The 16,466-nt window shown below is 66.2% G+C and carries 17 protein-coding genes and 1 tRNA gene; 9 read left to right on the top strand and 9 right to left on the bottom strand.

What is annotated here, in order from left to right:
• Window positions 1-202, top strand: a 202-nt coding sequence (locus PKE80_RS04300; RefSeq protein WP_271181433.1) for an oxidoreductase C-terminal domain-containing protein, incomplete at its 5' end; no start/stop codon positions are given.
• A gap of 89 nt (window positions 203-291) precedes the next feature.
• Here PKE80_RS04300 and queG read toward each other — a convergent pair.
• Window positions 292-1,359: a tRNA epoxyqueuosine(34) reductase QueG gene (queG, locus tag PKE80_RS04295; protein WP_271181432.1), complete on the bottom strand. Its 1,068-nt coding sequence runs from the start codon at window positions 1,357-1,359 to the stop codon at window positions 292-294.
• 79 nt (window positions 1,360-1,438) lie between these two features.
• On the opposite strand from queG, the gene PKE80_RS04290 reads away from it, so the two are divergent.
• Together PKE80_RS04290 and PKE80_RS04285 are read left to right on the top strand one after the other, a co-directional pair.
• Entirely contained in the window at window positions 1,439-2,431 is a 993-nt protein-coding gene (locus tag PKE80_RS04290; RefSeq protein WP_051586835.1) for an ABC transporter ATP-binding protein, read from the top strand.
• Complete coding sequence (locus tag PKE80_RS04285) at window positions 2,428-3,672, top strand: ABC transporter permease (RefSeq protein ID WP_271181431.1); 1,245 nt, start codon at window positions 2,428-2,430, stop codon at window positions 3,670-3,672. Before PKE80_RS04290 ends, PKE80_RS04285 begins: the two co-directional genes overlap by 4 nt.
• On the opposite strand, the gene PKE80_RS04280 is transcribed toward PKE80_RS04285, so the two are convergent.
• The 3 genes from PKE80_RS04280 to PKE80_RS04270 all read right to left on the bottom strand — a co-directional run bounded on the left by PKE80_RS04280 (window position 3,669) and on the right by PKE80_RS04270 (window position 4,887).
• A complete protein-coding gene (locus PKE80_RS04280) occupies window positions 3,669-4,283 on the bottom strand; it encodes a PilZ domain-containing protein (protein WP_271181430.1) in 615 nt (204 codons plus the stop codon). The genes PKE80_RS04285 and PKE80_RS04280 overlap by 4 nt on opposite strands.
• Window positions 4,284-4,449: 166 nt before the next feature.
• A tRNA-Leu gene (locus PKE80_RS04275) sits at window positions 4,450-4,533 on the bottom strand.
• A 69-nt stretch (window positions 4,534-4,602) separates the two neighbouring features.
• Entirely contained in the window at window positions 4,603-4,887 is a 285-nt protein-coding gene (locus tag PKE80_RS04270) for an integration host factor subunit beta (RefSeq protein ID WP_036525893.1), read from the bottom strand.
• Window positions 4,888-5,208: 321 nt separating this feature from the next.
• On the opposite strand from PKE80_RS04270, the gene PKE80_RS04265 reads away from it, so the two are divergent.
• From PKE80_RS04265 to PKE80_RS04245, 5 genes are all read left to right on the top strand, one after another.
• Window positions 5,209-6,861, top strand: a complete 1,653-nt coding sequence (locus tag PKE80_RS04265; RefSeq protein ID WP_271181429.1) for a peptide MFS transporter — start codon at window positions 5,209-5,211, stop codon at window positions 6,859-6,861.
• Between the two features lie 108 nt (window positions 6,862-6,969).
• Window positions 6,970-8,307 carry an amidohydrolase gene (locus PKE80_RS04260; RefSeq protein WP_370424962.1) on the top strand — a complete coding sequence of 446 codons (1,338 nt, stop codon included), beginning with the start codon at window positions 6,970-6,972 and terminating at the stop codon, window positions 8,305-8,307.
• On the top strand, window positions 8,304-9,596 hold the full coding sequence (locus PKE80_RS04255; protein WP_271181428.1) for an amidohydrolase family protein: 1,293 nt from the start codon (window positions 8,304-8,306) through the stop codon (window positions 9,594-9,596). Before PKE80_RS04260 ends, PKE80_RS04255 begins: the two co-directional genes overlap by 4 nt.
• A gap of 342 nt (window positions 9,597-9,938) precedes the next feature.
• Entirely contained in the window at window positions 9,939-10,892 is a 954-nt protein-coding gene (rsgA, locus tag PKE80_RS04250; protein ID WP_271181427.1) for a ribosome small subunit-dependent GTPase A, read from the top strand.
• The gene (locus tag PKE80_RS04245; RefSeq protein ID WP_172705113.1) at window positions 10,885-11,040 is read left to right on the top strand and encodes a hypothetical protein; all 156 of its coding nucleotides are present in this window, start codon (window positions 10,885-10,887) and stop codon (window positions 11,038-11,040) included. Before rsgA ends, PKE80_RS04245 begins: the two co-directional genes overlap by 8 nt.
• Window positions 11,041-11,291: 251 nt before the next feature.
• On the opposite strand, the gene dxs is transcribed toward PKE80_RS04245, so the two are convergent.
• Window positions 11,292-13,214 (bottom strand): 1-deoxy-D-xylulose-5-phosphate synthase, encoded by a 1,923-nt coding sequence (gene dxs, locus PKE80_RS04240; protein ID WP_271181426.1) that lies wholly within the window; start codon window positions 13,212-13,214, stop codon window positions 11,292-11,294.
• A gap of 94 nt (window positions 13,215-13,308) precedes the next feature.
• Between dxs and PKE80_RS04235 the strand changes: the two genes are divergently transcribed.
• Window positions 13,309-13,695, top strand: a complete 387-nt coding sequence (locus PKE80_RS04235) for a VOC family protein (RefSeq protein WP_271181425.1) — start codon at window positions 13,309-13,311, stop codon at window positions 13,693-13,695.
• A 103-nt stretch (window positions 13,696-13,798) separates the two neighbouring features.
• Here PKE80_RS04235 and PKE80_RS04230 read toward each other — a convergent pair whose 3' ends face one another.
• The 4 genes from PKE80_RS04230 to purH form a co-directional block, all read right to left on the bottom strand.
• Window positions 13,799-14,260: a Fur family transcriptional regulator gene (locus PKE80_RS04230; protein ID WP_036525896.1), complete on the bottom strand. Its 462-nt coding sequence runs from the start codon at window positions 14,258-14,260 to the stop codon at window positions 13,799-13,801.
• 59 nt (window positions 14,261-14,319) lie between these two features.
• The gene (locus tag PKE80_RS04225; RefSeq protein ID WP_271181424.1) at window positions 14,320-14,469 is read right to left on the bottom strand and encodes a hypothetical protein; all 150 of its coding nucleotides are present in this window, start codon (window positions 14,467-14,469) and stop codon (window positions 14,320-14,322) included.
• Between the two features lie 170 nt (window positions 14,470-14,639).
• Window positions 14,640-14,837, bottom strand: coding sequence for a hypothetical protein (locus PKE80_RS04220; protein ID WP_271181423.1), 198 nt, complete (start codon window positions 14,835-14,837; stop codon window positions 14,640-14,642).
• 36 nt (window positions 14,838-14,873) lie between these two features.
• Complete coding sequence (gene purH, locus PKE80_RS04215; protein WP_271181422.1) at window positions 14,874-16,466, bottom strand: bifunctional phosphoribosylaminoimidazolecarboxamide formyltransferase/IMP cyclohydrolase; 1,593 nt, start codon at window positions 16,464-16,466, stop codon at window positions 14,874-14,876.

Genomic DNA, 16,466 nt, shown 5'->3' with positions numbered 1-16,466 from the left:
CTTCGACCAGACGGTGACGCGCGGCGACGTCGAGGGGCGCAGCTTCTCGGTGGTTTATCTCAAGCAGGGCAAGGTCGTGGCGCTGGACTGTGTGAACATGGTCAAGGACTACGTGCAGGGCCGCAAGCTCGTCGAGGCGGGCGCGACGCCCGATGTAGGGCGCCTTGCCGACGCAGGTGTGCCGCTGAAAGAACTGGTCTGAACTGAATCCTCCCCGTTCCGCAGGAATGGGGAGGGGGACCGCCCGCGCAGCGGGTGGTGGAGGGGTTGGAAGGCCCACTCCGTCAGCGACTACGTCGCTGCCACCTCCCCATCGCTGCGCGACAGGGAGGATTGGAGTTTCGCCCTAGCCCACCTCGCCGCATCGGCGACGGCATCGTCTGCATCCGCCAGCAGCGGCTCCACTTGCGCCAGCAGCGCTTCCCGGCCGCTGTTGCCCGCCGCATAGAGGCAGTTGCGCACGAACCGGTCCCGCCCGATCCGCTTGATCGGACTTCCCGAGAACAGCTTGCGAAACCCTGCATCGTCCAGCGTGAGCAGATCCGCCAGCTCCGGCGCCGTCAGTTCCGCGCGCGGCAGGAACGCCTTCATCGTATGCGCCGTCTCGGCGAACTTGTTCCACGGGCAGACCGCGAGGCAGTCATCACAGCCGTAGATGCGGTTTCCCAGCCCCTCGCGCATGTCCTCGGGCACCGGCCCCTTGTGCTCGATGGTGAGGTAGCTGACGCAGCGCCGCGCATCGAGGTGGTAGGGCGCCGGGAAGGCGTCCGTCGGGCAAGCGTCCTGGCAGGCCCGGCACGATCCGCAGCGATCGCGCGCCGGGGCCGAGAGCGGCAGGTCCAGTGTCGTGTAGATCTCGCCGAGGAAAAGCCATGAACCATGTTCGCGGCTGACAACATTGGTATGCTTGCCCTGCCAGCCGAGCCCTGCGGCAGCGGCGAGCGGCTTTTCCATCACCGGCGCGGTGTCGGTGAAGACCTTCACGCCGACCGGCCCCAGCCCGCGTTTGTCCCCCTCGCTCACCATCCAGCGGGCGAGGTTCTTGAGCGCCTTCTTCACCGTGTCGTGATAATCGGCGCCTTGCGCATACGTCGATATCCGGCCGATCCCGCTTTCGTCCGCCAGCCGCAGCGGGTCGGCGGCGGGGGCATAGCTCATGCCCAGCGCGATGACGCTGCGGGCTTCGGGCCAGAGCCCCTGCGGACTGCGGCGATGGTGCGCGCGCTCCTCCATCCAGCCCATCGAGCCGTGCATCCCCGCCGCCAGCCAGGCGTCAAGCCGCGCCGCACGGTCCTCGTCCGTCGCGGCCGAAGCCACGCCGAAGGCGCAGAAGCCGAGAGCGCGCGCCTCTCCCTCCACCGCCTCGGCAAAATTGCTTAGGGCGGTCTTAACCGGGACTGCGCCATCAGGGGCGCACGTGCTAGACCCAGGGGGCTTCATGGATGCGCAAGTAGGAGATCCTCGGTTGACCGGCAATGTGTCAGGTTTCGATTGCCCTCTGGCGATCGAGGCACGGGGGCTCGTCAAGCGGTTCGAGGGGACCACTGCCGTGGGCGGTGTCGACCTCTCGGTGCCGCAGGGCTCGGTCTATGGCATCCTCGGCCCCAACGGTGCGGGCAAGACGACGACGCTGCGCATGCTGCTGGGTATCATCGAGCCCGATTCGGGTTACCGTCGCATTCTCGGCGCCGAGCGGCCGCACGATGTCGCCCACGCCATCGGCTACCTGCCTGAGGAGCGCGGCCTCTACCCGTCCATGAAGGCGACGGAGGCGATCGCCTTTCTCGGCGCGCTGCGGGGCCTGCCGCTGAAGGAAGGCCGCCGCCGCGCGCACGAACTGCTCGAACGACACGGCCTCGGCTATGCCGCGGACCGTCAGATTCGCCAGCTTTCCAAAGGCATGGCGCAGCAGGTGCAGATCCTTGGCACGCTGGTCCATCGCCCGCGCCTGGTCATCTTCGACGAGCCGTTCTCCGGCCTCGATGCGCTCAACCAGGGCAAGCTGGAGGCGATGATGCGCGGTCTGGCGGAGGACGGCACGACCGTGATCTTCTCCACCCACGTCATCGCGCATGCCGAGCGCCTGTGTGACGAGGTCGCGATCATCGCGGGAGGGCGGGTGCCGTTCGCGGGGCCGGTCGACGTCGCGCGCGATCGCATCCCCGCGCAGGTCCGGCTCGAAACGCAGGCCGACGAGGGGCTGTGGCGCGCTGCCTTGCCGACCGATTCGCGGCGCGAGGGGCGGTACTGGCACTTCGCGCTGCCCGAGGGCGGGATCGAGCCGCTGCTGCGCGCGCTGATCGCGGGGGAGGCGGGCATCCTGTCGCTGTCCATCGAGCGCGCCGGGCTGCACGATGCCTTCGTCGCCATCGCCGGGGAGGCTGCCGCCCGCGCCCTCGAAGCGGAAAAGCCCGAGGAGCCGCGCCGATGAACTTCGATCTTTCCGCGCCCGGTCATCGCGGCCGCCTGTCGATGCTGGCCGCCGCCTGGGTGGTGGCCCGGCGCGACTTCACCGCGATCCTGTTCTCGCGCACGTTCTTTTTCTTCCTGCTCGGTCCGCTGTTCCCGGTGATCGTCGGGCTGCTGGCAGGCAGCGTCGGCCAGCGTGTCGACCAGAGCGGCGAGGCGCCCGCGATCGGCGTGGTCATGGCCGAGGCCGACGCGAAGGCGATGGTCCGTGCCCGCGATGCACTGGCCGACCGGCTCGGAGGCGGCCTGCCGGACATGCATGTGGTCAAGGACCTGACCCCGGCCGAGCAGGCCGATCCGGGTGAGGTGCTGGCGTCACGCAAGGGTGCTTTCGCGGGCGTGCTGTCGGGCTCTCCCGCCGCGCCGGTGCTGACCGGGCCGGGACCGCTCATCAAGGACTGGCGGGGGGATGTCGAACTGATCGCGGCCGAGGTTCGTGACGGATCTCTGGCCTTCTGGCCACAGGTGAAGCTGGCCAAGACCTCGGTGGCGGCGCCCGGCGATTCGCGCAGCCGCCTACGTACGGCGCAGGGCGCGCAGACCTTGCTGTTCCTGCTGACGATGATGCTGGCCGGCATGGTCCTGTCCAACCTTGTCGAGGAAAAGGGCAACAAGATCATCGAGGTGCTGGCAGCGGCTATCCCGATGGAATCGGTGTTCTTCGGCAAGCTCTTCGCCATGCTCGGCGTGTCGCTGGTCGGCATCGCGGTGTGGGGTAGCGTCGGCGGAGCGATCTACCTGTCGGCGGGATCGCTCGTGGCACTGCCCGAACCGGCGGTCGGCTGGCCGATGCTGGTCGGGCTGGGGGTGATCTACTTCGCGATGGCCTACCTGCTGCTGGGCTCGGTGTTCCTCGCGATCGGCTCGCTGGCGAACACGGTGCGCGAGGTGCAGACACTGTCGATGCCGGTGACGATGATGCAGCTCATGCTGTTCTTCTTCGCGACTTACGCGATGACCCAACCGGGCAGCGCGGTCGAGATGCTGGCGGTGGTCCTGCCGTTCAGCTCGCCCTTCGCGATGCTGGCCCGCGCCGCGCAGGAGCCGGCGATCTGGCCGCACGTCGCGGCGCTTGGGTGGCAGGTGATGTGGGTGGTGCTGCTGGTTCGCGGCGGCTCGATGCTGTTCCGCAGGCGGGCGATGAAGTCGGGGCCACAGGGGGCAGGTCGCAAGTGGTGGCGGCGCGTCGTTTCCGAAGGCTAGCGGGCGCCCGCTTCCTGCATGTGGAAGGCGCGGACCGCCAGTTCCTCGAGGCTCATCAACTGCCGGAAGACGATGCCGTAGGACGGATGCCGGCGCCAGCATACAGTGGCCTCGAATTCGGGCATGAGGGCGGAGCCGATGCGCAAGTGCTGCCCGATCGCGAGATGGTGTTCGGTCTCGATCCCGGCGCCCTGGCGCGAGAGATCGCGCACCTTGGCGGCCGAAGTTTCCCCCGCGATCGTCACCTGCACCGGATGGCCGACGCAAACGCGGATCGGGCGCTTGGGATAGGGACCAGCCTCGGCGATGAAGCGCTGGACCTCGATCGGGACGTCGAAGCGGAAGCCCGCCTCCCCGCCGTTCTCCCAGACCTTCTCGACCGCAAGCCGATCCCCGGCCGCGCTTTCCAGCGCAAGGCGGCGTTCGGCGGCGAGGGAATGGAACAGGCGCAGCTTCACGCCGGTCTCGGACACGTCGCGCACGATGCAGAGGTATTCGCCATGCGCCCCGATCAGCTTCGCGGCGCGCAGCAGCAAGGCGAAGCGCGGACTGGCGCGCTGGTCCTCGTAGCTCGGCTTGCTGCCGGCGGACAGGCTTTCCGGGAAGGACATGCGAAAGATCACCCCTAAGTACCCAAGCCGTGGCGTCCGGACGATACCATGGAAGGTGGGTACTTAGTAATTGATACCAGTTCTCAAGTTACGCATTTGTAAACGCAAACGATTGAACAAAATCGCTCGCCGAATAAATGCGCAGTATTCGTCGGTATCGAAAATCTGGTGCGGGCGGCGGGACTCGAACCCGCACTGGAATCCCAAGCGGATTTTAAGTCCGCAGCGTCTACCATTCCGCCACGCCCGCACGGCCCGGCTGGGCGTGGCAGCGTCTAGCCGCCTGTGAGCGGCGGCGCAATCTTCTGAACGTGGTCTTCTATTCCCCGACGTTGAGGCGGACGCGCATTTCCTTGCCGGGCTTGAAGTAGGGGACGCGCTTTTCCGGCACTTCGACGCTTTCGCCGGTGCGTGGGTTGCGGCCCTTGCGTCCGTCGCGGTGGCGGGTGGAGAAGGCGCCGAAACCGCGCAATTCCACGCGCCCGCCGTCAGCAAGGCGCTGGCTGATTTCCTCGAAGAAGGTATCGACGGCGCGTTCTACGTCTTCGGCACGCAGTTCCGGGTTGTCCTTGCCCAGTACCTGAAGCAGTTCGGACCTGATCATCGCGACTTTCCCCCAAAAAGCGTGCCCATGGCGACCGGGTGTTAAAAATTGTTCACCCGAGCCCCGAAACAGAAAATTACGTTTGGCCTCCCCATGGCCTGTCGTGAAAATGCCACCAGCGTGCGCTTCGCGCAATGCCTCGCGTGAGATGCGCAAAAGTGATCATTTGAGCGCGGCGTGAGCACCATCCGTGGCAAGGCGGACCCATTTACAGCGTAAAATAGGGCGCTAACTTCCTGTTCCTTCACGCGCGGCCTGTCGGGGCGTGGGATCAAGAACCAAAGCAAACACAAACATTCAGGGCGCGAAGGCATCAGCACCATGAAAGACATGTCACTCTGGACGGAAGGGGACTGGATCGGCGCCGCGGGCGCGGTCTTCCTCTTCGCCGTGCTTGCCGTGGGCGGCATCATCGCCACCCGCAAGAGCGAGGAATTCGCCGGCCACCCACGCGGCCTCTTCGTGCTGTTCTATGCCGAGATGTGGGAGCGCTTCTCCTACTACGGCATGCGGGCGCTGCTGATCCTCTACCTCGTCAAGTTCTGGCTGTTTTCCGACGGCCAGTCGAACCTCATCTACGGCGCCTATACCAGCCTCGTCTACATCACCCCGGTACTGGGTGGCTACATCGCCGACCGCTGGCTGGGGCAGAGGAAGGCCGTGCTGTTCGGCGGCATCGTGCTCGCGGTGGGCCACCTGTTCATGGCCTACGAGGGCCTGCAGGGCGTCACCGACCCGGCGACGAAGCAGGCCGACCCGGCAATCAACGTGTTCTGGCTGGCGCTGGCGCTCATCATCGTCGGCTCGGGCTTCCTCAAGGCGAACATCTCGGTGATCGTCGGCCAGCTCTACAAGATGACCGACACCCGGCGCGACTCGGCCTACACGATCTTCTACATGGGCGTGAACACCGGCGCTACGCTGGGCACGATCCTCGTCGGTTATCTGGGCGAGACGATCGGCTGGTCGTGGGGCTTTGGCCTTGCGGGCATCGGCATGCTGCTGGGCCTCGTCATCTTCGTGCTCGGTCGCCCTGCGCTCAAGGGCCGGGGCGAGCCGCCCAAGCCGCTGACGAAGAACCGCGAGTTCACGCTATACGGCGTGGCCATCGCTTCGGTCGCGGTGATCTGGTTCCTGATCCAGTACGTCTCCGTGATCCAGACCCTGCTGATGGTCTCGGGCGTCGCGATGCTGGCCTATACGCTCTACGAAGCGTTCAAGCTGCCCAAGGAACCGCGCGAGCGTATCTTCGCGATCCTGTTCCTGATCGCGCTCAACCCGATCTTCTGGGGCCTGTTCGAGCAGGCGGGCGGCAGCCTCAGCCTCTATACCGACAAGTTCGTCGATCGCGGCGGAGTGCCGACCAGCCTCTTCCAGTCGATCAACCCGATCTACATCGTGCTGTTCGGCCCCATTTTCGCGGGCCTGTGGGCCTGGCTCGGCAAGAAAGGCCTTGAGCCCAGCGCACCTGCCAAGTTCGCACTGGCGCTGGCGCAAGTGGGCCTCGGCTTCCTCGTCTTCGTATGGGGTGCGGGAACCGGCGATCCGGCAGTGATGACCTCGGTGGTCTTCGTGTTCCTGATCTACATGCTGCACACGACCGGCGAGCTGTGCCTGTCGCCCGTGGGGCTCTCGGCGATGACGCGCCTGGCGCCGCTGCATCTGGGCAGCTTCATCATGGGCGCGTGGTTCTACATGACCGCCGTGGGCAACTTCGTGGCGGGCAAGATCGGCGAGGCCACCGGCGGCGAAAGCGGCACCATGGACAAGGCGCTGACCCTCTCGATCTATTCGAAGATCGGCTGGATCACGCTGGGCGTGGCGGTCGTGGTGCTGGCGGTCTCGCCGCTGGTCAGACGCTGGATGCACCTCGACACGCTGGCGGACCGGGGCATGGACGCCGACCTTGAGGGGCAGGCCGGGATCGGGCTGGAGGCGCAGGAAGCGGGCCTCCACCCGACCATCAGGCACTGAGATGACTGACCGGCCCGGGGTGCTCCCCGGGCCGGTTTCGTATTGCAACAGGGGAAATTGCCAATGAGGGAAACGCCTTGGAAGCGGCGTCTGCTGTGTGGCCTGGCCATGAGCGCCACTCTCGTGATGACCACGCAGGCCGCCGATGCGAAGAAGAAGGACAAGGACGCCAGGTCCGGACCAGCACCCTATGCTTCGACTTACAAGCCCTATCCGGGCCGGCCGACGGCGCTGGTCGGCGCGACGGTCTATGACGGGCGCGGTGGGCGGATCGACAACGGCACCGTCCTGTTCGAGAACGGCAAAGTCGTCGCCGTCGGGGCGGCGGACCTAGCGATTCCGGCCGGTTACGATCGCGTGGACGGCTCCGGCAAGTTCGTGACGCCCGGCGTGATCGACATCCACTCGCACCTCGGCGTCTATCCCAGCCCTTCGGTCGATGCGCTGTCGGATGGCAACGAGATGACTAGTCCGACCACTCCCGACGTCTGGGCCGAGCATTCGGTCTGGCCGCAGGACCCCGGTTTCACGCGGGCGCTGATCAACGGCGGCGTCACCACGCTGCAGATTCTCCCTGGTTCCGGCAACCTCATCGGCGGGCGGGCGGTGACGCTCAAGAACGTGCCCAGCCGCACCGTGCAGGGCATGAAGTACCCCGGGGCGCCCTATTCGCTGAAGATGGCCTGCGGCGAGAATCCCAAGCGGGTCTATGGCGCCAGGAACCAGAAGCCCATGACTCGAATGGGGAATTTCTCGGTCGACCGGCAGGCGTGGATCGATGCGAAGCAGTACATGGACGGCGACCATGCCGAGCGCGATCTTGGCAAGGACACTCTCGAAGGCGTGCTGAAGGGCGAAATTCTCGTTCAGAATCATTGCTATCGCGCCGACGAGATGGCGCAGGTCCTCGATATGGCCAAGGAGATGGGCTACAAGGTCACCGCCTTCCACCACGCGGTCGAGGCGTACAAGATCGGCGACCTGCTCAAGGCCAACGACGTTTGCGCCGCGATCTGGGCGGACTGGTACGGCTTCAAGATGGAAGCCTACGACGGAATCCCTGAAAACGCTGCACTTTTGGCCAAGCAGGGGGCCTGCGTGGTGATCCATTCCGACGACGAGAACGGCATCCAGCGGCTCAATCAGGCGGCGGCGCGCGCGCAGGCGGCAGGCAGGCGGATCGGGGTGGACGTGCCCGACGGGCAGGTCGTCGGCTGGTTCACCTACAATGCCGCAAAAGCCATGGGAATCGGCGAGAAAACCGGCAGTCTGGAGGCCGGGAAGATGGCCGACGTGGTGCTCTGGAACGGCAACCCGCTGTCGGTCTATTCGCGCCCGGAGAAGGTCTGGTCGGACGGCGCGCTGCTCTACGATGCCCATGATCCCAAGCGGAAGCCAGTCAGCGATTTCGAGCTTGGTCAGCCCGGCGAAGGAGACGTGAAATGAAGCGCCTGATCCTCGCCGCGCTGCTCGGTGCAGCGCCGATTTCCGTTTCCGCACAGAACGTTACCATCACCAACGCGACCATCGCCACCGGCGACGGCAGCGCCCCGATCGAACACGCAACCGTCGTCGTCCGGGCTGGAAGGATCGTTTCGGTAGGACGGGACACAACGGTACTCAACGGCACCCAAGTGGTGGACGGAACGGGCAAGTGGGTCACACCGGGCCTGTTCTCCGCCGTCACCGACCTCGGCCTGTGGGACGTCGAGGCGGTCGACGACAGCAATGACACCTCGGCCGACAAGTCCCCCTTCAACGCCGCGCTCGACGTCGCGACCGCGCTCAACCCCGCGAGCGAACACATCGCCGTCAGCCGCGAAGGGGGCGTCACCCGAGCCAGCGTGACCCCTTTCAACGGCAGCTCGATCTTTGCCGGGCAGGGCGCGGTGATCGACCTCGGCAAGGACGCCGCGATCGTCATGAAGCCACGCGCGTTCCAGTATGTCGAACTGGGTGAAAGCGGGGCGAAGCTCGCAGGCGGCAGCCGCGTCGCCGCCCACACCGCGCTGCGCAATGCCCTGCGCGAAGCCCGCGAGGTCGCCGCGCTTCCCCTCGGTGCGCAGCGACAGGGCGACGTCCTCCTCACCCGCGCCGACGCCGCCGCGCTGGCGAAAGTCATCGACGGCACGCAGACGCTCTACGTCGGCGTCGAACGCGCCTCCGATATCCGGGGTGTCATGGCGCTCAAGACCGAGTTCCCGAAACTCGACCTCGTCCTCGTCGGCGCCACCGAAGGCTGGCTCGTTGCGCCGGAGATCGCGGCGGCGCGGGTGCCCGTCATCACGATGCCGATGCGCGACCTGCCCTCTGCCTTCGAGGCGCTGGCGGCGACCATGTCCAACGTCGGGCGGATGAAGAAGGCGGGCGTCAAGGTCGCCATCGGCCTGTTCGAAGGCGGCAACCAGCCCCGCAACGCCACCGAGCAGGCCGGCAACCTCGTGGCCCTGACGAAGATCCCCGGCGCCTCGGGCCTTACCTGGGGCGAGGCACTGGCGGCGATCACCTCGATCCCGGCCGAGATCAGCGGCTTTGGCGGAAAAGCCGGGGTGCTGGCCCCCGGCGCAGTCGGCGACGTGGTGCTGTGGGACGGCGACCCGCTCGAACTGTCCTCCGCGCCGGTCTCGGTGTGGATCGACGGGGTGAAGCAACCGACAGAGAGCCATCAGGCGCGGCTGCGCGAACGGTACAAGGATCTGGATGAGACTTATCTGCCCAAGGCTTACGACTGGTAATTGAGCAGGTTAAGGCAGGGGGCCATCGCCCCCTGCACCCCCGTTACCGGCGACGTCGTGCGCGCAGCGGCGACTGTGCTCGCATTGCGACGAAGGGGTGGTTTAAACACATGTCATTGTGCTCTAGAGGTCGATCGATGGGACGCCCTGCGGCATTGCATGGCCTCCTTCCACGGTTCCGTATGCCTGCGCACGGTTCCCCCCTTATGCCGCACGAAGAAAGTCCACGACCGAACAATGGAATCGTCCGATCTCACCCTTGAAGATCTCGGTTGGAGAGAGGCTTTCAGCAGCCAGCTGACAGCTGACGAACGGGGCGGCGATCTGTGCCCGGTGCGGGTCATGGCGGTCCATCGCGGCTGGATCGAGATCGCCGGCAGCGGGCTGGGCGGCATGATCCCCTCCGCGCTGCCATCGTCGGACGGACCGGTGGACCGCGCCACTGCCGGTGACTGGCTGATCGTCGACCGCGTGAAGATGGAGCCGGTGCGCGTCCTCGACCGGATCAACCTGTTCCAGCGGCAGGCCCCGGCCGACCAGCGCCGCGTGCAGCTGATCGCGGCGAACGTCGATACGCTGTTCGTCGTGACCTCGTGCAACCAGGACTTCAATGTGGCGCGGCTCGAACGTTACCTCGTCATGGCGGGGGAGGTCGGTGTGACGCCGGTAGTGGTGCTTACCAAGATCGATCTTGCCGATGCGCCGGAACGCTATCTGGAGATGGCCCGTGCGCTCCGGCCCGGTCTGCAGGTGGAGATGGTCAACGGCCGCGATCCCGACAGCGTCGCGCGGCTGGCCCGGTATTGCGGCAAAGGCGATACGGTGGCGCTGCTCGGGTCTTCCGGCGTCGGCAAGTCCACGATGATCAACGGTCTGCGCGGATCGGCCGACATCGTCACCCAGCCCGTTCGCGAAATCGACGGCAAGGGGCGGCATACGACGACCTCCCGGCAGCTGCACCGTCTCGATGGCCCCTTCGCGGAGGCGCTTGGAGGCGGCTGGCTGGTCGATACGCCGGGCATGCGCGAGCTTCACCTGCCCGAAGCCGCCACCGGGATCGCCGAAGTGTTCGATGACATCACGGCGCTGACGCTGGAATGCCGCTTCACCAACTGCACCCACGGTGCGGAGCCCGGCTGCATGGTGCAGGCGATGCTGAAGGACGGTACGCTGGAGCCGGAAAGGCTGGAGCGGTGGCGCAAGCTGGTCCTCGAAGACGCTGAAAGCTCACAGAATGCCGCCACGGGCCGCCCCGGCCCGACGCACGCCCGCAAAAGGAAGAAGACGAATGGCTGACCTCTATCTCAAGGCCCTGGAATCCGAGCGCAGGAGCCTGTGGGCCGAATGCCGGTTGAAGGGCCTTGCCAAGGGAACGCCCGAACGGCTGCGGATCGCCGAACTCGACAAGCTGCTGGCCGAACACAAAGCGAAGAAGGCCGGCTGAGCGTCGATGCTGCCGAGAGTGATGCCTTGACCTTGAATCGTCATTGCGAGCGCAGCGAAGCAATCCAGGGCGGCATTCAACTGCCCTGGATTGCTTCGCTGCGCTCGCAATGACGAAGGGTTGGTGTGACGGTGGCCTGGCGGTAAAGCGCGACATATCTGCACGCGCGACGACGACAGCACCGGAGTCTGGGGCGATGGCCCCAGGATATTCTTTTCTAGAACGAAATCGCCCTGCCTTCGGAAGGAGAGTTAAGCCCGCGCCTCGTTCATGCCTGCGCTGTTGTGCCGCAGCGCCTTCAGCACCGTATCGACGATCTGCGGTGCGTTCAGCCCTGCTTCGTCGTACTGCGTCTCGGGCTTGTCGTGGTCCTGGAAGGTGTCGGGCAGGCGCATGGTGCGGATTTTCAGCCCGGCGTCGGTCAGGCCTTCGTCGCTGGCCATCGTCAGCACGTGGGCGCCGAGGCCGCCGATCGAGCCTTCCTCCACGGTCACCACGACTTCGTGGGACAGCATCAGGCGGCGGATGAGGTCGGTGTCGAGCGGCTTGGCAAAGCGAAGGTCGGCCACGGTGGTGGACAGGCCCTTGGCCTCCAGCTGGTCGGCGGCTTTGAGGGCTTCGCCGAGGCGGGTGCCGAGCGACAGGAGGGCGACCTTGGTACCTTCACGCACCACGCGGCCCTTGCCGATCTCCAGCAGTTCGGGAGTCTCGGGCAGGGCGGCGCCGGTGCCGTTGCCGCGCGGGTAGCGGAAGGCGATGGGGCCTGCGTCGTATTGCGCGGCGGTGTGGACCATGTGGACAAGTTCGGCTTCGTCGGCCGCGGCCATGACCACCATGTTGGGCAGGGTGGCGAGGTAGGTGACGTCGAACGAGCCGGCGTGGGTGGCGCCGTCCGCACCGACGAGCCCGGCGCGGTCGATGGCGAAGCGCACGGGCAGGTTCTGGATCGCCACGTCGTGCACGACCTGATCGAAGGCGCGCTGCAGGAAAGTGGAGTAGATCGCGCAGAACGGGCGCATCCCCTGCGCGGCGAGGCCCGCCGCGAACGTGACGGCGTGCTGTTCGGCGATACCGACGTCGAAGCTGCGTTCGGGGAACATCTGCGCGAACTTGTCTAGGCCCGTGCCCGACGGCATCGCGGCAGTGATCGCGCAGATCGTGGCGTCCTTTTCCGCTTCGGCGACGAGGGCCTTGGCGAACGTGCCGGTGTAGCTGGGCGGACCGGCGGGGGCCTTGGCCTGCTCGCCGGTGATGACGTCGAACTTCTGGACGCCGTGGTACTTGTCCGCCGCGCTTTCGGCCGGGCCGTAGCCCTTGCCCTTCTGCGTGACGACGTGGACGAGGATCGGACCTTCGCCGGCGTCGCGCACGTTTTCCAGTACCGGGACGAGGGCGTCGAGGTCGTGGCCGTCGATCGGGCCGACGTAATAGAAGCCCAGTTCCTCGAACAGAGTGCCGCCCATGGCCATGCCGCGCGCGAATTCGTCGGTCTTCTTGGCGGCGAGGTGCAGCGGGCGCGGCAGCTTGCGGGCGAACTTGCGGGCGAGTTCGCGCAGGCCCAGGAACTGGCCCGAGGATACGAGACGCGCGAGATAGGCCGAGAGGCCGCCGACCGGCGGGGCGATCGACATGTCGTTGTCGTTGAGGATGACGACGAGGCGGTTTCCGGCCTCGCGCGCATTGTTCATCGCCTCGTAGGCCATCCCTGCGCTCATCGCGCCGTCGCCGATCACGGCGATGCCGCGGCCGGGCTGGCCCTTGATCTTGCTGCCCATGGCAAAGCCGAGTGCGGCCGAGATCGAGGTGGAGCTGTGGGCGGTGCCGAAGGGGTCGTATTCGCTTTCGGACCGCTTGGTGAAGCCCGAAAGGCCGCCGCCCTGGCGCAGGGTGCGGATACGGTCGCGGCGGCCGGTCAGGATCTTGTGCGGGTAGGCCTGGTGGCCGACGTCCCAGATCAGGCGATCGACGGGCGTGTCGAAGACGTAGTGGATCGCTACCGTCAGTTCGACCACGCCGAGGCCGGAGCCGAGGTGGCCGCCGGTCTGACCCACGGCCGAGATCATCTCGGTCCGCAGTTCGTCGGCAAGCTGGCGCAGTTGCGCAGGCTTCAGCCTGCGCAGGTCATCGGGAGTCGAAACCGTGTCGAGCAAAGGAGTGGCCGGATTGGCGTTCATTTGTCGGCCCCTTACACCTTTGAGACTTGCGTGTCGATTGACCGTGACTGTTAATCTGCGTCAAGAGCAGGCGATTGGAATGAAAGGGGATACAATGGCGATCGTTCCTGAGGCACGCGCGATTACGTTCATCTCTACGACCGACCGCGCGCGGGCCGAAGCGTTCTATGGCGATGTGCTGGAACTGCCGGAACTGTCGCTGGACGAGTACGCGACGATCTACGACATGGGCGGCGGGGCGATCCTGCGGCTGACCTCGAATCGGGAATGGGAATCGCACGAGTATACCGTGCTCGGCTGGTCGATCCCCGATATCGACACGACGATGGCGCAATTGCGTGCGAAGGGGGTTGAGTTCCTCGTGTTCGATGAGGAGAATCAGGACGTCGGTGGGCTCTGGACGTCGGTGGACGGCGGGATGAAAGCCGCGTGGTTCCGCGATCCCGACGGCAACCTGCTCAGCCTGACGCAGACGGGCTGAGCGATTTTCTCCCCTCCGTCATTGCGAGCATAGCGAAGCAATCCAGGGCAGCATGAAACCGCCCTGGATTGCTTCGCTACGCTCGCAATGACGAGGATTGGGTTCAGCTACACTGCGCGCAGATGCCGCGCAGTTCCACGACCGGGCGAACGTCGGCGAAGCCCGCGCCCTTGGCGGCGGCGATGAGGGCGCCGGTCAGCTTGTCGTCGTCGATGTGGACGGCCTGGCCGCAGCTGTCGCAGATCAGGAAGATGCAGTCGTGCTGGCAACCCGGGTGGCTGTTGGCGACATAGGCATTGGCGCTCTCGACCCGGCGGGCGAGGTTGGTGCGCACGAACAGGTCGAGGATGCGGTAGACGCTGTTGGGCGCCACGCGCTTGCCGCGCAGGGCGGATACGCTCTCGGCAAGATCGTAGGCGGAGGCGGGGCGTTCCCGCTCGGCGAGGGCGCCGAAGACGTCGGCGCGCATCTCGGTCCACTGCTCGCCCGCTTCGACGAGGGCGTTGCGGGCGGCCGATACAAGGCTGTCGCCGGAATGTTCGTGGTGATGATGGTTGCCGGACATGGCGCCCATATGGGGCCTGTCGCGGACTTGTGCAATCAGTGCGGGCTTACGGTGTAAGCTTACTGGGCCTGGGCGGCCTGCGCAGGCGGCACGAGATCGTTCGAGAGCGGCGAGACGTGGCCGATACCCATCGCGCCGAGCACCAGCAGCGCGCCACCGGCGAAGCCGAAGGCGAAGTAGCGGTAGAAGTCGGCCTTGAAGATACCCATGACGTCTGCTTTCGAATTGTCTCTTAGAGGAACAGCGTGATGCCGATCCGGGAAATATGTGGTGCCCCTTTGGCCGCAAATGGGTTGCCGTCCAGTGAACGGAACCGTTTACAAGTGCATTTGTCGACGAACGGTTGATCGCACGCGATGAACGCCCGGAACGTTTGCCCTCAGCGTGAGTAAGCTGCGGCCACGGAGATCGCCACCAGCACCAGCACCGGCAATGCGGCGCAACCGAAGGGCAGGGCGGCGGCTCCCAGCGCACTCAGCGGAGAATTCAGGCGACCAAGCCGCAGCAGCACCGCTGCAAGAGTAAGTCCGGCGAGGAAGCCGACGACGACGAGGGGGCCGAGTCCGGTTACCGTCATCGTCGCTGCGTCTCCTGCCGGGTTACTGGGTTACCCTTAGTGCTTGAAATGGCGCATGTTCGTAAAGACCATTGCGAGACCGGCCTCGTCGGCAGCGGCTATGACCTCGTCGTCGCGGATCGAGCCGCCCGGCTGGATCACCGCCGTCGCACCCGCCTCGGCAGCAGCGAGCAGGCCGTCAGCGAAGGGGAAGAAGGCGTCGGATGCAACTGCTGAACCGACGGTGCGTGCCTGCGCCCAGCCGAACTTCTCGGCGGCTTCGGCGGCCTTCATAGCGGCGATGCGCGAGGAATCGCGGCGGTTCATCTGGCCCGCGCCGATCCCGGCGGTGACGCCGTCCTTGGCGTAGACGATCGCGTTCGACTTGACGTGGCGGGCCACGGTCCACGCGAACAGGCAGTCGGCCAGTTCCCGGTCGGTCGGCGCGCGCTTGGTGACGACCTTGAGATCGTCGAAGCCGATCGCGCCGTTGTCGCGGCCCTGTACCAGCAGGCCGCCGGTGATCTGGCGCACGGTCAGGCCAGCGCGGCGCGGATCGGGCAGGTCGCCGGTCAGCAGCAGGCGCAGGTTCTTCTTCTTTGCGAAGAAGGCGCGGGCTTCCTCGTCGGCGTCGGGGGCGACGACGACTTCGGTGAAGATCTGGCAGATCGCCTCGGCGGTCGCGCCGTCGAGCGTCTGGTTGACGGCGACGATGCCGCCGAAGGCCGAGACGTCGTCACAGGCCAGCGCGCCTTCCCAGGCACCCAGCAGCGTATCGCCCTGGGCCACGCCGCAGGGGTTGGCGTGCTTGACGATGACGACGGCGGGCTTCTGGCCCCGGAACTCTGCGGCGAGTTCGAGCGCGGCGTCGGCGTCGTTGTAGTTGTTGTAGGACAGTTCCTTGCCCTGCACCTGCTCGGCCTGCGCCAGACCCTTGGTGAAGGGGCCGACCGGCGTGTAGAGCGCGGCCTTCTGGTGCGGGTTCTCGCCGTAGCGCAGGGTGGTCGAGAGGCGGCCGTTGACGCTCAGCATCTCGGGGAATTCAAGGCCCTGGTCGGCGAAGGCGAACCACTGGCTGATCATCGAATCGTAGGCAGCGGTCTGCGCGTAGGCGCGCGCGGCCATCAGCTTGCGGAAGCCCAGCGTGGTGCAGCCATCGGTCGCTTCCAGCTCGACCATCAGGCCTTCGTAGTCCTTGGGGTCGGTGACGATGGTGACGAAGGCGTGATTCTTGGCCGCCGAGCGCACCATCGAGGGGCCGCCGATGTCGATGTTCTCGATGATCTCGTCGCGGCTCGCACCCTTGGCCACGGTCGCCTCGAAGGGGTAGAGGTTGACGACGACGAGGTCGATCGCGCCGATGGCGTGTTCGGCCATGGCGGCGGCGTGCTCGGGGTTGTCACGTACGGCGAGGAGCCCACCGTGGACCATCGGGTGCAGCGTCTTGACGCGGCCGTCCATCATCTCGGGGAAGCCGGTGATGTCGGAGATGTCCTTCACCGTCAGGCCCGCATCGCGCAGCGCCTTGGCAGTGCCGCCGGTCGAGACCAGTTCAACGCCCCGGTCGCTGAGCACCTTGCCCAGTTCGGCAAGGCCGGTCTTGTCGGACACGGACAACAAGGCGCGGCGGATCTGGACGGAATCGGTCAT

Source organism: Novosphingobium resinovorum (assembly GCF_027922145.1).
GTDB lineage: Bacteria > Pseudomonadota > Alphaproteobacteria > Sphingomonadales > Sphingomonadaceae > Novosphingobium > Novosphingobium resinovorum.
Note: the sequence above shows the minus strand (reverse complement) of the source record. Positions and strands in the feature narration are given on the sequence as shown.

Bases quoted from the DNA above. Each gene is read 5' to 3' on its own strand.
- PKE80_RS04290 (WP_051586835.1), top strand. From the start codon at position 1,439: ATGGATGCGCAAGTAGGAGATCCTCGGTTGACCGGCAATGTGTCAGGT.
- PKE80_RS04285 (WP_271181431.1), top strand. From the start codon at position 2,428: ATGAACTTCGATCTTTCCGCGCCCGGTCATCGCGGCCGCCTGTCGATG.
- PKE80_RS04280 (WP_271181430.1), bottom strand. From the start codon at position 4,283: ATGTCCTTCCCGGAAAGCCTGTCCGCCGGCAGCAAGCCGAGCTACGAG.
- PKE80_RS04270 (WP_036525893.1), bottom strand. From the start codon at position 4,887: ATGATCAGGTCCGAACTGCTTCAGGTACTGGGCAAGGACAACCCGGAA.
- PKE80_RS04265 (WP_271181429.1), top strand. From the start codon at position 5,209: ATGAAAGACATGTCACTCTGGACGGAAGGGGACTGGATCGGCGCCGCG.
- PKE80_RS04260 (WP_370424962.1), top strand. From the start codon at position 6,970: ATGAGCGCCACTCTCGTGATGACCACGCAGGCCGCCGATGCGAAGAAG.
- PKE80_RS04255 (WP_271181428.1), top strand. From the start codon at position 8,304: ATGAAGCGCCTGATCCTCGCCGCGCTGCTCGGTGCAGCGCCGATTTCC.
- rsgA (WP_271181427.1), top strand. From the start codon at position 9,939: ATGGCGGTCCATCGCGGCTGGATCGAGATCGCCGGCAGCGGGCTGGGC.
- PKE80_RS04245 (WP_172705113.1), top strand. From the start codon at position 10,885: ATGGCTGACCTCTATCTCAAGGCCCTGGAATCCGAGCGCAGGAGCCTG.
- dxs (WP_271181426.1), bottom strand. From the start codon at position 13,214: ATGAACGCCAATCCGGCCACTCCTTTGCTCGACACGGTTTCGACTCCC.
- PKE80_RS04235 (WP_271181425.1), top strand. From the start codon at position 13,309: ATGGCGATCGTTCCTGAGGCACGCGCGATTACGTTCATCTCTACGACC.
- PKE80_RS04230 (WP_036525896.1), bottom strand. From the start codon at position 14,260: ATGTCCGGCAACCATCATCACCACGAACATTCCGGCGACAGCCTTGTA.
- PKE80_RS04225 (WP_271181424.1), bottom strand. From the start codon at position 14,469: ATGGGTATCTTCAAGGCCGACTTCTACCGCTACTTCGCCTTCGGCTTC.
- PKE80_RS04220 (WP_271181423.1), bottom strand. From the start codon at position 14,837: ATGACGGTAACCGGACTCGGCCCCCTCGTCGTCGTCGGCTTCCTCGCC.
- purH (WP_271181422.1), bottom strand. From the start codon at position 16,466: ATGACCGATTCCGTCCAGATCCGCCGCGCCTTGTTGTCCGTGTCCGAC.